The sequence below is a fragment of the Candidatus Binatia bacterium genome (assembly GCA_036504975.1).
In the GTDB taxonomy this organism is placed as follows: Bacteria; Desulfobacterota; Binatia; order UBA9968; family UBA9968; genus JAJPJQ01.
In genome coordinates, this window is record DASXUF010000008.1 from 12,525 (window position 1) to 26,555 (window position 14,031).

Annotated in this window: 17 protein-coding genes; 4 read left to right on the plus strand and 13 right to left on the minus strand. The window is 57.5% G+C overall.

Annotation, left to right across the window (positions count from 1 at the left end; genetic code table 11):
* Window positions 1-63: 63 nt before the first annotated feature.
* Genes hemW through VGL70_00655 form a run of 3 tightly spaced genes read left to right on the plus strand, consistent with a single transcriptional unit; the run spans window position 64 to window position 2,155 of the window.
* Window positions 64-1,227 carry a radical SAM family heme chaperone HemW gene (hemW, locus tag VGL70_00645; GenBank protein HEY3302021.1) on the plus strand — a complete coding sequence of 388 codons (1,164 nt, stop codon included), beginning with the start codon at window positions 64-66 and terminating at the stop codon, window positions 1,225-1,227.
* Window positions 1,228-1,232: 5 nt separating this feature from the next.
* Window positions 1,233-1,682: an SRPBCC family protein gene (locus VGL70_00650; GenBank protein ID HEY3302022.1), complete on the plus strand. Its 450-nt coding sequence runs from the start codon at window positions 1,233-1,235 to the stop codon at window positions 1,680-1,682.
* Window positions 1,679-2,155 carry an SRPBCC family protein gene (locus tag VGL70_00655; protein HEY3302023.1) on the plus strand — a complete coding sequence of 159 codons (477 nt, stop codon included), beginning with the start codon at window positions 1,679-1,681 and terminating at the stop codon, window positions 2,153-2,155. The genes VGL70_00650 and VGL70_00655 overlap by 4 nt, the downstream gene beginning before the upstream one ends.
* Here VGL70_00655 and VGL70_00660 read toward each other — a convergent pair.
* Window positions 2,138-3,004, minus strand: a complete 867-nt coding sequence (locus VGL70_00660) for a hypothetical protein (protein ID HEY3302024.1) — start codon at window positions 3,002-3,004, stop codon at window positions 2,138-2,140. The two genes, VGL70_00655 and VGL70_00660, sit on opposite strands and share 18 nt — an antisense overlap.
* Before the next feature lie 110 nt (window positions 3,005-3,114).
* On the opposite strand from VGL70_00660, the gene VGL70_00665 reads away from it, so the two are divergent.
* Window positions 3,115-4,548 (plus strand): CapA family protein, encoded by a 1,434-nt coding sequence (locus VGL70_00665; GenBank protein ID HEY3302025.1) that lies wholly within the window; start codon window positions 3,115-3,117, stop codon window positions 4,546-4,548.
* A gap of 19 nt (window positions 4,549-4,567) precedes the next feature.
* Here the strand turns inward: VGL70_00665 and VGL70_00670 are convergent, their stop codons facing one another.
* The 12 genes from VGL70_00670 to VGL70_00725 form a co-directional block, all read right to left on the minus strand.
* A complete protein-coding gene (locus tag VGL70_00670; GenBank protein HEY3302026.1) occupies window positions 4,568-5,149 on the minus strand; it encodes a hypothetical protein in 582 nt (193 codons plus the stop codon).
* Window positions 5,150-5,348: 199 nt separating this feature from the next.
* Entirely contained in the window at window positions 5,349-6,617 is a 1,269-nt protein-coding gene (gene ahcY, locus VGL70_00675) for an adenosylhomocysteinase (protein ID HEY3302027.1), read from the minus strand.
* Between the two features lie 29 nt (window positions 6,618-6,646).
* Complete coding sequence (gene metK, locus VGL70_00680; GenBank protein HEY3302028.1) at window positions 6,647-7,825, minus strand: methionine adenosyltransferase; 1,179 nt, start codon at window positions 7,823-7,825, stop codon at window positions 6,647-6,649.
* A 161-nt stretch (window positions 7,826-7,986) separates the two neighbouring features.
* The gene (locus VGL70_00685; protein ID HEY3302029.1) at window positions 7,987-8,262 is read right to left on the minus strand and encodes an HPr family phosphocarrier protein; all 276 of its coding nucleotides are present in this window, start codon (window positions 8,260-8,262) and stop codon (window positions 7,987-7,989) included.
* A gap of 4 nt (window positions 8,263-8,266) precedes the next feature.
* Window positions 8,267-9,133, minus strand: a complete 867-nt coding sequence (gene rapZ, locus VGL70_00690; GenBank protein ID HEY3302030.1) for an RNase adapter RapZ — start codon at window positions 9,131-9,133, stop codon at window positions 8,267-8,269.
* A gap of 97 nt (window positions 9,134-9,230) precedes the next feature.
* Entirely contained in the window at window positions 9,231-9,692 is a 462-nt protein-coding gene (locus VGL70_00695) for a PTS sugar transporter subunit IIA (protein ID HEY3302031.1), read from the minus strand.
* A complete protein-coding gene (raiA, locus tag VGL70_00700) occupies window positions 9,689-10,006 on the minus strand; it encodes a ribosome-associated translation inhibitor RaiA (protein ID HEY3302032.1) in 318 nt (105 codons plus the stop codon). Before raiA ends, VGL70_00695 begins: the two co-directional genes overlap by 4 nt.
* Window positions 10,007-10,023: 17 nt before the next feature.
* On the minus strand, window positions 10,024-11,490 hold the full coding sequence (gene rpoN, locus VGL70_00705; GenBank protein HEY3302033.1) for an RNA polymerase factor sigma-54: 1,467 nt from the start codon (window positions 11,488-11,490) through the stop codon (window positions 10,024-10,026).
* Between the two features lie 2 nt (window positions 11,491-11,492).
* Window positions 11,493-12,215, minus strand: a complete 723-nt coding sequence (gene lptB / locus VGL70_00710; GenBank protein ID HEY3302034.1) for an LPS export ABC transporter ATP-binding protein — start codon at window positions 12,213-12,215, stop codon at window positions 11,493-11,495.
* Window positions 12,212-12,823: a lipopolysaccharide transport periplasmic protein LptA gene (lptA, locus tag VGL70_00715; GenBank protein HEY3302035.1), complete on the minus strand. Its 612-nt coding sequence runs from the start codon at window positions 12,821-12,823 to the stop codon at window positions 12,212-12,214. Before lptA ends, lptB begins: the two co-directional genes overlap by 4 nt.
* On the minus strand, window positions 12,804-13,439 hold the full coding sequence (lptC, locus tag VGL70_00720) for an LPS export ABC transporter periplasmic protein LptC (protein ID HEY3302036.1): 636 nt from the start codon (window positions 13,437-13,439) through the stop codon (window positions 12,804-12,806). Before lptC ends, lptA begins: the two co-directional genes overlap by 20 nt.
* Before the next feature lie 104 nt (window positions 13,440-13,543).
* Window positions 13,544-14,029, minus strand: a complete 486-nt coding sequence (locus VGL70_00725) for an HAD-IIIA family hydrolase (GenBank protein ID HEY3302037.1) — start codon at window positions 14,027-14,029, stop codon at window positions 13,544-13,546.
* Between the last annotated feature and the right edge of the window lie 2 nt (window positions 14,030-14,031).

The window sequence follows — 14,031 nt, forward strand, 5'->3', positions numbered from 1 at the left end:
TGTTTCACAGAAAAATCTCGCGGCTGTTGCGCCGTTTTGCCCGGGGAATTATGGTAAGCGAGCATGACCTCGCGTAAGACGCCGTTCTCGTTGTACCTCCATATTCCTTACTGTGCCGCCAAGTGCCCGTACTGCGATTTCAACGTTCACGTCGCGGCCAAAATCCCGGAGCGGGAATATTGCGCCGCGCTCTTAAAGGAACTCGAATTTTACGCCCAGACGGACGCTTGGCGCGGTCGAGAGCTCGGGAGTATCTTCTTCGGCGGCGGAACGCCCTCGATGTTCTCTCCCCAAACCATCGGCGCTGTCATCGAAGGCGCGGCCTCGTTTTTTCCTTTTGTCGCGGAGATAGAAATCACGCTGGAAGCGAATCCCGAGGACCGCAGGAAATTTTCCGGCTATCGCTCCAGCGGAATCAACCGGCTGAGCCTCGGCGTCCAGTCGTTCCAACCCCACCTGCTCGAATTCCTCGGCCGTCTTCACTCCGTCGACGAGACGCGCGCGGCTCTGAGGACCGTCGATCGAGTTGGCTTCGAGAACTTCAGCATGGATCTGATTTACGCCGTTCCAGGGCAGTCGCTCGCAGATTTAGAAGCCGATCTTACGGAGGCGCTCGATTTTTCCCCGCCGCATCTCTCCGCCTACAACTTGACGATCGAAGAAGGAACGCCTTTTCATCACCGCTTCAAGGCGGGAAAAATCCGTCCGTTGCCCGAAGACGAAGAGATCGCCATGGCCGAGCTGATCGAGGAAACGCTCTCACGGGCCGGGTTGGAGCGCTACGAAATCTCCAGCTATGCCAAGCCCGAATACCGGTCGAGGCACAACACCACCTACTGGCAGGACGGAGATTACCTGGGGATCGGCGCCGGCGCGCACTCTTTTCTGCGCTGTGAAGAAAACGGCGTCTCGAGTCGTCGCTGGCGCGCGGAAAAAAATCCCACCCGCTATATGGAAACAATACGGCGTGAGGGAACGGCGGTGGCCGAAAGCGAGAGCTTGAATCGCACCAAGGCGGCGGCCGAATTCATGTTCATGGGCCTCAGAATGACCGAGGGCGTTTCCATCGAAGATTTCTTCCACCGCTTCGGCCGCAAACCCGCGGAGATTTATGCCGAGATCGGCCGGTTGACGGAAGAGGGCCTCATGGCGCAGGAAAACGGCCGGCTCCGGCTCACGCGCCGCGGTTTGATGATCGCCGACGAAATCTTTACTTCATTCGTTTAGATCCTATGCGCATCCGCCGTCGCGTATCGATCGAAGCCCCGTCGGAGATGGTCTGGGACGTCATCACCGATCTCCGCCGCGCGCGCGAGTGGGCGCCCGAATTCGGCGATTATCCTTTCATTTCTCCGGACTGGCCGAAGCTGGGCGCCAAAGCGACGTGGCGCTATCATGTCGGGCTGCTCAAGTTTAATTTCGCTTTGACGATAACCGAATCCGCTCGCGGAAACGCGCTTCAGATAGTCAATCGGAGCATTTTCGGCGAAGGCCTCGAGGTCTACAGTTTCGCAATGTCCGGAAAGACGACCACCGTCTGGTACGACGTCAGCGACCAGCCGAATTTTCTGGGACGGCTTATGGGGCGATTTTTTGAAAAGAGGATGATTCAACTGGTGGACAAAACAATCGCGAGCTTGAAAGTCTATTGCGAGCGCAGGGTCAAAGGCGGCGTCGCGTGAAAGATCTGGTCAACGTTTATCACTTCGAAGATAAGTGGCACGTTCCGTTCTCTGCAGAAAGAGTCTGGGAGGTGCTCTCTCGGCCGGAAGATTATCCGCGCTGGTGGCGCGGCGTTTACCTCAGCGCCGAGCCGCTGGACGGAAGCGAAGGCAAGCGGGTTGCCGTGGTGGCCAAAGGCCGTCTGCTCTACAAGCTCCGATTCACCATCGAGACGCTGAGACTGGACAAACCCAAGCTCATCGAGTTCAGAGCGACGGGGGATTTTGTCACCGACGTTTCTCGTTGGAGACTTGAGCCTGACGACGAGGGAACCAGGGTGACTCTGGAATGGAATCCCCGAGTCGAAAAGCCGCTGGTAAAATTTCTCTCGCCGATCTTAAAGCCTATCTTTCGCTGGAACCACGACTGGACCATGAAGCGCGGCGAGAGGCAGATCGTGGAGTATCTGGGCCGATCATCCAATAGGAATTAACCCGTCCCGTCCACGACGGTAGTTTCTCTGGGTCTGCTCGGGATCGCGGTTGACGAAGAGGCGATGGTACAGCGGATGGCGCAGGCTGCGCACTTCGTGCTCCAGCTTGAACAACTTCTCACCGCTCTCGGGATCGACGATGTCTTTGAAGCGGAACTGATGGTTTCGGACGTCTTCCGTGACCAGCCCGCGGCGGTTTAAAAAATTATACGGGCCGGAAAAATTCGCCACGTAGATCGCGATGTGATGGCCGTCGTATGGGAGAAGCTCTTGGTCCGTCTCGCGGAAAAACAGCCACTGGTTGCGGCCGATGGCGACGCGCGCGGCTGAGAAGCCGTTTTCGGACTCTATGAGTGAAGAGGCGCGAAAAACTTCTTCGTAAAAGCGCGCGATTCCTTTTGACGCGCCGGGCCTGACCAGGAACTCAACGTAAGGCATCCCCAGAATCATGTCGCCGAATTTTTCTTCAGGCGCGTAGCAGCGAAAACGATTCCCCCAGGGGCAGGTGACGGCGATATGATCGGTCTCGCGCGACCACGCGAAGCGAGTGCCTTTGAGCCGCTCTTGCAACGAAGCCAACCGCTGCTGTAAACGCTCAAGTTCAGGCAGCACCAGAGCAATGTGCCCGGAAAAAAATTGCGCATGTCCGGTCGGCAGATGAAGTTGTTGCTCGCCGATGTTGACCCACATATTCTCCAGACCGACGGTGAGGTAGGGATCGCGCGTCAGTCCCAGGCCGACGATATAAAAGAGAATCGCCTGGGGCTGGTCGGCTACCTGAACGTTGACATGCTCGAGCAGAACGATGTTGCTGACGTCCTCGTTGGTATGATCGTGCGTAGCAGCCATGGCTATTTAGTATTCCCATCGAGACGTTGGCGTCAAGCCATCCCGAGACAAAAGATTGACGTTCGCGGGTTAAGGGAATAAATTTTACGGGCGATGAAGCGGCGGCAAATATGACGATGGGTCCTTTGAGGAGTAAAGCGTTCGCGAATCTCCTAACGCTTTATTTCGTCTGGATTCTGCTGCCCGGCGCCGCCGTCGCCCAACCAGCCGGCTACTTTCCTTTCATCCATACTCCAGAGATCGATCTCCCTGCTTATGCCCGTTTCCGCGCCGAGGGCATGCCGTTCAGCGAGGCTTTTTGGCATGGCTTCAAATATGTCGCCAAATACAGGCACAAAAGATTTTCGGCTCCTGCGGAGGAAATTCGTTATTTCGACGCGCAAAGAAAGCTGCTCCGATTCCTGACCACCTCAGCGGTCGATCCCGCCCATAACCTCCAGGTCAATCTCGCCATGGTCGGCGACATTATGTGGATTCGAAGCGATTGGGACAGCTTCGTGGCCAAGGAGATTTTGGATTCTCTGAATCGGTTTGACGTCGTACTCGGCAACCTGGAGACAATTATCTCGCCAAATTTCAAAGTGCGCGGGTTTTGGCCCGATTACCGGACCTACAATTCCCACCCCGATCTTCTAAACTCGTTCAGAAGACACACCGGGGGAAATATTTTCTCCGCGTTGTCGATCGCCAACAATCACACGATGGATTACTCGGACAGGGGGATTTCGGACACCATCGAATTTCTCGACGGCAATCGCATTTTGCATAGCGGAGTCGGCACGAGCAAAACAGGCAAGCGTTATACGACGTTTGTCCGGAATGGGATCAAATTTGGATTTTACGCCGCGACATACGGCTTGAACGATCCCGGCGAAGGCCAGGTAACCAAGCTCAGTCTGAACATCCTTTCGAGCCTCGCGCCCGAAACCGAAAAAGCCGCGGATCTTTCCCAGGTCAAAGAGGTTTTGGCGGCCATGGACGCCGAAGGAGTCGATTTCAAGATCGTCTCGTTGCATTGGGGATTCGAGTTTGAGTTCTATCCCTCGCCGAAAACCATGCAGGTCGGTAGAGAGATCGTCGCGGCCGGCGCCGACGTAATCATGGGCAGCCACCCGCACGTGCTGCAGCCGAGCGAGGTTTGCTACGTCAACGGCTACGAAGAGCGCCACGGACGTGTCAAAGACCAGCTTGCGGCGATGAGCCATCCGGCAGGTTGCTTGCTCAAGGACGGGAACGGAAAACCAAGAAAGGCGCTGATACTCTACTCGCTCGGAAATTTCACTACGGCGATGTACACCTTTTTTTGCGAGGTGGGAATCATCCAGAATATCCGAGTGACAAAAAATGAAGCTTCCGGCGCAGTGGACTGGGGACTTCCGGGGTATGAATTAGTCTACAATTTGCGGCGCGATCCTGTCACTCAAAAACGGGCGGTCTTATTGATGGATGATTACCTGCGGCAAAACTGCCGGCAAAATGAGTGTCCGGAAGACGTGGTTCAGTCTGTGGCGTTTCTCCATCGTCACTTGAGAGGCACGGAGTGAATGAAAAGTTCGAGATGCTCTACTCGATTTTATACGGCACCTGGATCGGGCCGTAGCCCTGCCAATATTTTTTATTCACCGGATCATATCTTCCCTGAAGGAAACCGCCGGCCTTCTCGGCGCGCACGATGATGGCGACGGTGCGCTCCTCGCCGCTGGCCTCGGCGTGAATTTCCCACGGGCGGACGAGATCCACTTCTCCCTGACCGGCGCGGAGCTTGCTCACGCCGCGGATCTCCGCATAGTCCGGCTTCGACCCGTCGTCCATGCGCTGATACCGCTGGATCGTCTCCGTGCCGTCCAAGACTCCGTAAAGCGTCCAGTTGTGAGCGTGATCGTGAATCTGCGTTCGCGTGTGCGGCGCCTTCGTGAGTCCATTGACGACGAAGCCGAAATCGGGATCTTCGTAGAAAAGAAGGTTCTCCGCCCTTTCCTTGTGCGCGCACTCCGGCCAGTTCCTGGAAGATTCTCTTATCCCGTCGTCGGCCAAAAGCTCGCGCAGAAGCGGCGCGAGTTTTTCCCATCGCCGATCCAAATCTTTTTCTTCAGAAAATAATTGGCGAGTTGACGCGATGAATCGGCTAAAACCGGAGTCGGCCATAAGGACCTCCGAGCTGACTGGAGTCTCGAGCTCTGGATATTCTTAGCCTGCGCGTGATGCTCGGGTCAAGGTCTCTAAATTTTCGATTTTGGATTTTAGAGATTAATCGAAAAACGGGTCAGCCAAAAAGAGAGGCTGATCAACCTCGGGCTGAAATCGAAAATCTAAAATGGTGGGGGGCTCCCTGGATGCGCGAGGACTAGGTGCCCATGTTCCATGAGGAGAGATACTTCTCCTGTTCGGAACTGAGCCGGTCGATGCGAATCCCCATGCTGGAAAGTTTGAGGCTGGCAACCCAATCTTCGACCGCCTTGGGAACTTCGTAAACTTGCGGCTTGAGCTTGCTCCGGTTTTTGACCGCCCATTCGGAGGCCAGTGCCTGGGTGGCGAAGCTCATGTCCATGACGGACGCGGGATGGCCTTCGGCCGCGGCTAAATTGACCAGCCGCCCTTCGCCGAGGATAAAAATCTTTTTTCCGCCCGGCAAGGTATACGCATCCACGAAATTGCGCACGTTTTTTTCTTCCTTGCGCGCCATCTGCTTCAGCGCCTTCAAATCGATCTCGATGTCGAAGTGGCCCGAGTTGCAAACCACGGCGCCGTCCTTCATTAATTTTAAATGCTCTTTGCCGACGACGTGCATGTCGCCGGTGAGCGTGATGAAGAGATCGCCGATCTTGGCCGCCTCTTTCATCGACATCACTTCGAAGCCGTCCATCGCCGCTTCCAGCGCGCGAATCGGATCCACTTCGGTCACGATCACCTTCGATCCCATGCCACGGGCGCGCGAGGCGACGCCCTTGCCGCACCAGCCGTAGCCCGCGATCACGACCCGCTTGCCGGCCAGCAGCATGTCCGTCGCGCGAATAACTCCATCGATCGTCGATTGGCCCGTGCCGTAGCGGTTGTCGAAGAGATGCTTTGTGCTCGCGTCGTTCACGGCGATCACGGGAATTTTTAACTTTTTGTCGGCGGCCAACGCGCGCAGCCGGATGACGCCCGTCGTGGTCTCTTCCATGCTGGCGATCAAATTGGAAGCCAGATGCGCATAGTCCTTGTGCAGCATGGAGACGAGATCGGCGCCGTCGTCCATCGTGACGACCGGCGCGTGGTCGAGCGCGGCCCGGAGATGGCGATAATAGGTTTTGTGATCTTCTCCCTTGATCGCAAAGGTAGGAATCCGGTCGTGTTTGACGAGGCTGGCTGCGACGTCGTCCTGGGTCGAGAGCGGATTGGACGCGCAGAGCAAGACTTGTGCGCCGCCGGCCCTCAGCGTCTGAACCAAGTTGGCGGTCTCCGCCGTGACGTGAAGGCACGCTGAGAAGCGGAGTCCCTGAAAAGGCTTTTCCTTCTGGAAGCGCTCGCGCACTCTGCCGAGAACCGGCATGTCCTGCCCGGCCCAGGCGATGCGCTTTTTGCCCTGCGGAGCTAAAGCGAGACTTTTAACGTCGTATTTCTTTCCGGCCATGATGACGGCCTTTTCCCGGCCCGAACTGCTTATACTTTCGCTGCGGCTTTTTTCAGCGCCTCGACCTGGTCGGTCTTTTCCCAGGTGAAGCAGCCGTTTTCGGGGACGCGGCCGAAGTGACCGTAGGAAGCGGTAGAGCGGTAGATAGGACGCTTTAAGTCGAGAGCTTGGATAATGCCTTTGGGCGTGAGACTGAAAACTTCTCTGACGATCCGTGAAAGATCTTTTTCGGGAATCGTTCCCGTATCGAACGTATCGACCGTGATGGAGACCGGATCGGCGACGCCGATCACGTAGGCCAACTGCACCTCGCATTTGCGCGCGAGCTGGGCGGCGACGATGTTCTTCGCGATGTAGCGCGCCATGTAGGCGGCGCTGCGATCGACTTTAGAAGGATCTTTTCCCGAAAACGCGCCGCCGCCGTGGCGGCCCATGCCGCCGTAGGTGTCCACGATGATCTTTCTTCCCGTCAAACCGCAGTCTCCCTGCGGCCCGCCGACGACGAACCGGCCGGTGGGATTGACGTGATAGACCGTGTTCTTGTCGAGAAAATCCGCCGGGACGACGGCGCGGATCACGCCGTCGATGACCGTATCTTTGAGTTTTTTGTATTCGACCTCGGGAATGTGCTGCGTCGAGATGACGACGCTCGTCACTCGCGCGGGTCTGCCGTCGCGATATTCCACGGTCACCTGCGACTTGCTGTCGGGTCTTAAGAACGGAGCTTCGCCGCCTTTTCGAATCTTGGCGAGATACTTAACCAGACCGTGCGCCATCTGAATCGGAAACGGCATCAGCTCGGGAGTCTCGTCGCAGGCGTACCCAAACATCATTCCTTGATCGCCGGCGCCCTGCTCCTTGTGCAGCCCTTCGCCTTCCGTTACGCCTTGAGAAATATCCGGCGACTGGCGCTCGATCGCGCTGATGATCGCGCACGTGTTGCCGTCAAAACCCATCGCCGAGTCGTTGTAGCCGATCTCGCTGACGACTTCGCGGATGATTTCGTTATAGCCGACTTTGGCCTTGCTCGTGATCTCGCCGGCGACGACGACCATGCCGGTCTTCGTCAGCGCCTCGCAGGCGACGCGGCTGTCGGGATCGCCGCTCAAATGCGCGTCGAGAATCGCATCGGAAATCTGATCGCACATCTTGTCGGGATGGCCCTCGGAAACCGACTCCGAGGTAAAGAGGAAATCCTTGGCTGCCATTTAGCACACCTCCGGGGACCTTGCCGGAATAAAATCGAATCTCTCCCGTATATCGGAGAAACCGGCTGTAATCAACCCCGATTCTGATCTCATGATGATCAACCGATTCATGGACGCCCGCTCCGCGAAAATCTCGAATTGCGGTCAGGATCAGGGCAAGCTTACTCGCTCTCGAAGAATTTCTTGTCGACGAGTTTTTCAACGGCGCGGAGAGCTTCCCCGGCCTGTTTTCCCTTGGCCTCGACGGCGATCTCGCTGCCCTGCGTGGCGGCCAGGGTGAGCACGCCCATGATGCTCCGCCCGTCCACGGTCTGGCCGTCTTTGGAAATCGTGACCTCGGCGTCAAAACGATTTATTGTCTGGACCAAAAGGGCGGCGGCGCGCGCGTGCAGGCCGAGCTTGTTCTTGATCGCGAGTTTTTTCACGAGCTTGTCCATCGCTTCATTTGTCGATGTCGCGGTGCTTCACGTGGATGCGAAATTGCTCTCCGTCGAGCCTCTTTTTTAGTTCCTCTACCAAGACCACGGAGCGGTGTCTTCCGCCGGTGCAGCCGAGGGCGAGCGTCAGGCTGCTCTTTCCCTCGCGCACGTATTGCGGCAGGGTAAATTCCAGCAGGGCATAAAGCCGGTCGAGAAAAACGTGCGTCTCATCCAGTTTGAGAACATACTCTGCGACGTCGGGTTCCAGTCCCTTTTTTTCCCTCAGCTCATGGACGAAAAACGGGTTGGGGAGAAAGCGTACGTCGAGGATCATGTCCGCGTCGGGCGGGATGCCGTACTTGTAGCCGAAGGAGGTAAGAAACAGGTTCATTCGGCGCGGGCTCACGCTCTGGCTGAACTGCTCTTCGACCTCTTTTTTAAGCTCGTGCACGTTCAGTTGGCTCGTGTCGATGACTTTGTCGGCCAAGGCGCGCATCCCCTCCATGGCTTTGCGCTCGCGGGCGATTCCCTCCTGTACCGGGCCGTCGCCGGCCAGCGGATGCGGCCGGCGCGTCTCGCTGAAGCGGCGCAGCAGCACGTCGTCGGAAGCGTCCAGATACAAAACCTCCACGTGGTGTCCGACGCTGCGGAGTCCGGTCAGGACTTCGGGCCAGGATTGCAGGAATTGACCGGCGCGGAGATCCACGCCCAAGGCGATCCGGCTGATGCCCTCGCCGTAACCGCGGCAAAGTTCGATGAACCTGGGGATCAGGGCGACGGGAAGGTTGTCGATGCAGAAGAAGCCTCGGTCTTCGAGCGCGCGGATCGCCACGCTCTTTCCCGAGCCCGAGAGCCCGGTCACGACGACGATATCCAAACTGTCGATCATAAAAACAAGCTATCAGCCGTCAGCTTTCAGCGATCAGCTAAGGAAAAAACGGAAACTCTCTATCCGGGCTGACGGCTGATTGCTGACAGCTTCCCGGCTAAAATTTCCGATCTTCCTCGACGATCACGGCAAAGATCTCTTCTTGCGTCTTTCCCTCCATGAGCCGGACGCGAAAGGAGCTGTCTTTCAACAGGCGCGAGATTCGCGCCAGCGCCTTCAAATGGTCCGCCGCCGAGTCTTCCGGCGCGATCAGGACGAAAAAGAGATGGGTCGGGCCGCCGTCCAAAGAATCGAAATTAACGCCCTGAACGCTCCGGGCAAAAATTCCGGTGACTTGCCGAATGCCGGGCACTTTCCCATGAGGGATCGCCACGCCTTCGCCGATGGCCGTGCTGCTGATCTTCTCTCTTTCCAGCAAGGTGTCGAACAGGCTCCGGGCATCCAAAGCGCGGTCCAAGGAGGCCAGGCAATCGGCCATTTCTTTAAGCACTGACCTCTTGTCCTTTCCCTTGAGGTCCGGGATGATCCTCGCCGCAGCCAAAAAATCGGTGATCTTCAAGTTTTTACCCTTCTTCTTTTGAGTCTGGTCTTGGTTTTATATTTTCGAATCTGCTGCTCGATCTTGTCCAGCAACAGATCGATCGCGGAATAAAGGTCGGCGGTCTCTTCGCGCCCGTGAATCGTCATGCCGCGCGCCTGGATCGTGACTTCCGCCAGTTGCCGCTCGCGCGAGTCCACGGAAAGGACGACGTGGGCTTCCAGGGGCCGGTCGAAATATTTGCCGATCTTGTGGAGCTTCTCCTCCGCGTAATGTTTCAGCGCATCCGTCGGCCGCGTGTGGCGGAAGGTGACGGAAACTTTGACGTCGGTCATGGATAGCTTCACTCGCGCTATTTGCGCAAATAAGGCTGCCGCCGCCGGGAAGAAGGAAGGATGCCCATCGCCTCGCGGTACTTAGCCACCGTCCGCCGGGCGATGCCGATCGCGTCGTCGCTCAGAAGCTTGGCGATATGCTGATCGCTGAAGGGCCTTTTCGGATCTTCCGTGGAGATGATGCCGCGGATCTTGTCCTTGACGCTCTCGGCGGCGATGTCTTCCCCGTTGCCCGATCGGAGGCCGCTTTGGAAAAAATATTTCAGCTCGAAGAGGCCGTGCGGCGTGTGCACGTACTTGTTGGCCGTCGCCCGGCTGACGGTGGACTCGTGCATGCCGATGTCCTCGGCCACGTCTTTCAGCACCATGGGCCGGAGCTGGCTGACTCCCGTCTCCAAAAACTCCCGCTGGAATTTAAAAATGCTCTCGGTCACGCGATAGAGCGTCTGCTGGCGCTGGTGGATGCTCTTGATCAGCCACGTGGCCGCGCGCACTTTTTCTTGCAGGTATTGCCGCGCCTTTTCTTCTTCCGCTCCCTGCTGCCCGGCGAGACGCCGGTAGAAGGAGCTGACCCTGAGGCGCGGCAGCCCTTCGTCGTTGAGAAATATTTTCCATTCGTCGCCGATCTTTTCCACCGAGACGTCGGGGATGATCGTGCGAATCTCTTCTTCGTCGAAGCCGCGCGCAGGACGCGGCTCGAGTGAGGCGATCACTTGAGACGCCGCCACGATGTCGTCCACGGTGATGCCGAGCTCGCGCGCGAGTTTTTCGAAGCGTCTATTTTCGAGCTGCGCCAGGTGGTCCGAGACGATCCGCGCCGCCAGGCTATCGCCCAGGCCCAGGTTCTGGAGCTGGATCAACAGGCATTCTCTCAAGTCGCGCGCAGCCACGCCCGGAGGATCGAAGAGCTGGATCTTTTTGAGCACGGCCTCCGCCGTTTCCGGCGCGCCGCCGGTCGCATGGCAGGCTTCTTCGAGCGAAAGCGCGAGGTAGCCGTTCTCCGCCAGGTTTCCGATCATGTAAAGGCCGATCTTTTCTTCGTCCCCGGAGAGACGCGACATGCGCAATTGCCAGACCAGATGGTCTTCGAGCGAGGTCTTTTTCGTGAGCGTATTTTCCCACGAAGGCGGGCCTTCGTCCTCGTCGCCGCCCGACTCCGCCGTCAACGAGCCGTGGAGGGAGTTGGAGTGAGTATCGAGATAGTCCTGCCAGTCCATCGTTCCGATCTTGTCCGCGGCCGTCGGCTCGCGCGCCCGCTCGACCGGCTCGATTCTGTCCGGGAGATCTTCTTCGGGTTTGGCGGAGGGAGTTTCCGGCTCGCCGGCGGGACTCTCCTCCAGCGTCGGATTTTCCTGCAGCTCTTGAGAGACCAGTTCCTCTAGCTCGACGCGCGAAAGTTGCAGCAGCTTGATCGCCTGCTGCAACTGGGGGGTCATGACCAGTTGCTGCGCGAGTCTTTGGACCTGCCTGATCTCCAGCGCCATGATCAGAGCCTGAACCCTTCACCGAGATAAACCTGGCGCGCCTTGGGGCTGGTGGCGATCGTCTGCGGATTGCCTTCTTCCAACACCTGCCCTTCGTTGATGATGTAGGCGCGGTCGCAGATCCCCAACGTCTCGCGCACATTATGATCGGTGATCAACACGCCGATGCCGCTATTGGTGAGCTTGCGGACGATCTTCTGGATCTCGGCGACGGCGATCGGATCGATGCCGGTGAACGGCTCGTCCAGCAGGATGAAAAACGGCGACAGGACGAGCGCCCGGGCGATCTCCACCCGGCGCCGCTCGCCTCCGGAAAGCGTCACGGCCTTCTGCTTGGCCAGCTCAGAGACGCCGAGCATCCGCATGAGCCGCTCGGCGCGCTCGCTTTGCTCGGCTTCGCTCAAGTCCAGGGTTTCGAGAATCGCGAGAATATTTTCCTCCACGGTGAGACGGCGAAAGACGGAGGACTCCTGAGGCAAATAGCTGAGCCCCGCCCGGGCGCGTTGATAGATCGGCATGGCCGTCAGGTCTTCGCCGTTCAAGCTGACTTTCCCCTCGTCCGGATGAACCAGCCCGACCATCATGTGAAAGGTCGTGGTCTTGCCGGCGCCGTTGGGCCCCAAAAGTCCGACCACCTCGCCGCCGTTCACTTCCAGGCTCACCCGGTCGACCACCCGCCGGCCGGTGTAGGTTTTCGTCACGTCTTTCGCTTGAAGCTGGCTCATTTTTCTTTTTTCGGCTCGCTGCCGTCTTTTTGCTGCTGCAGCTCATCGGGGAAAATCGTCGCCTTGACTCGGTTGGCTTTTCCACTTTCGACGATGGCGCGGTCCTCAACCATGAAGTAAATGATGCGCTCTCCCGAGATCTCGCTGTTTCCCTGGCGCATCATGGGATTGCCGGTCATCGTAATGGTCTGGGCGACGCCGTCGAAAACCGCCTTGGTGCCGGTGGCTACCCGTTCTCCCCGCGTTACCTGTACCAGCTTTCCCTCGGCGATCGCCTCCTTCATCGACTGCAGGTCGGAATCGAAGTATGTGGTCAGCTTGTCGCTCCTCATAGTCATGTCGTCCTGAACCACGACCACCCGGCCAATGTAGATCAGAACGTTCTTCTGCCGATCCATTTCCATCCGATCGGAACTGACGAAGATGGGCTTTTGCTTGGCGGCGTTGTCCCCGCCTGATGAGGGTTTCTTTTTCGCCCCCGCCTTGGTTGTGGGCGCCGCCTCTCCCGCGTCTCCCGGCGATTGGATGCCTGCAAAAAGCAAACAGGCCGCCAACCCCGCTCCGCCCATCCGTCGGCGCCATGCCCGATCAGCCTGGTTTCTTTTCATTCGGCTTTCCCTTCAATTTTTGTAGCTTGTCAGGCTCGACTTTGGTTTTCACGTCTCTATTCAAGCGCATCTTCTCGTCGTCCAGGCTGACTTCCATGTGCGAGCCGTCCAACTCCATGCCAGCGCCTCTGACGCTTACCCGTCCCGGCAGGAGCATTTGGTTGGTGTTCTTGAAATAGAGAATCTCGCCCGTTTTCAAGACGTATCCGCGAAAGTTGACTTCCACCTCGCCGAGGAGTTGCGCCTTCTGCATGTCTCCCTGGCCTTCCTCGATCCAGAGGGTTCCATTTTCTCCGGTAGCCTCCACGGTGCTATCGTCCTTCTGATAAAAAAATATGCGCGGTTTTTTCAGTACCAATTGCCCTTCTGCTTTGAGGTATCTCGCTTCCTCGCCGAAGACTTCCCAAACTTTTCTCTCGCCATCGACCTGAGCCCGATGAAAATCCTTGATCTGAAGAGCGGCGTCCGGCATGTACTGGAGCGCGGTTTTTACCGCCTTTTCCCTGATCGACTTCTTCTTCCCCTGCCAGATGCTCTCGCCGACCTTGAAAGTCACTCCGCCTAATATAGCGGAGATCGCGATCAGGAGGATCATCCTCATCTTGCGACGATTCATAGGCGTCCCAGCAGGGCAAAATACCATCTTTCAAAAGAGCTGTAAAGACGACGGGCACGGAAATTGCTAGAAATTGCTTGATTGTTCCTGGAGATGCGCGAATTTCAGGCGAGATAATACTTTCTGGACACTCTAACCCACTTCCGTTGGGCTTTTAACAACAGCTCGGCCACTTCTCTTGCCGCTCCTTTTCCTCCAGACGCGCGAGTGACGTAATCGGTCATCGGCTTAAGGCCCGGCCAGCAGTCATTAACTGTTATCGCCATGCCAACCCTTCTGAGGAGCGGCAGATCCACCAAGTCATCGCCGACATAGGCGATCTCGTAGTCTGAAAAATCGGTGTCGCGTTTGATCTTCTCATAGGCGGCGAGTTTGTCGTCGGCCCGTAGGTAGAGCAGTTCGATGCCGAGATCCTTGGCGCGATGCCTGACCGCGGCCGACGAGCGGCCGGAAATGATTCCGACCTTAACGCCCGCGCGTTGGAGCAGGCGAATTCCCTGGCCGTCGCGGACGTCGAATGATTTGATCTCATTCCCGCGGTGATCCATCACGATCCTGCCGTCGGTCAAAACTCCGTCAACGTCGAGCAAGA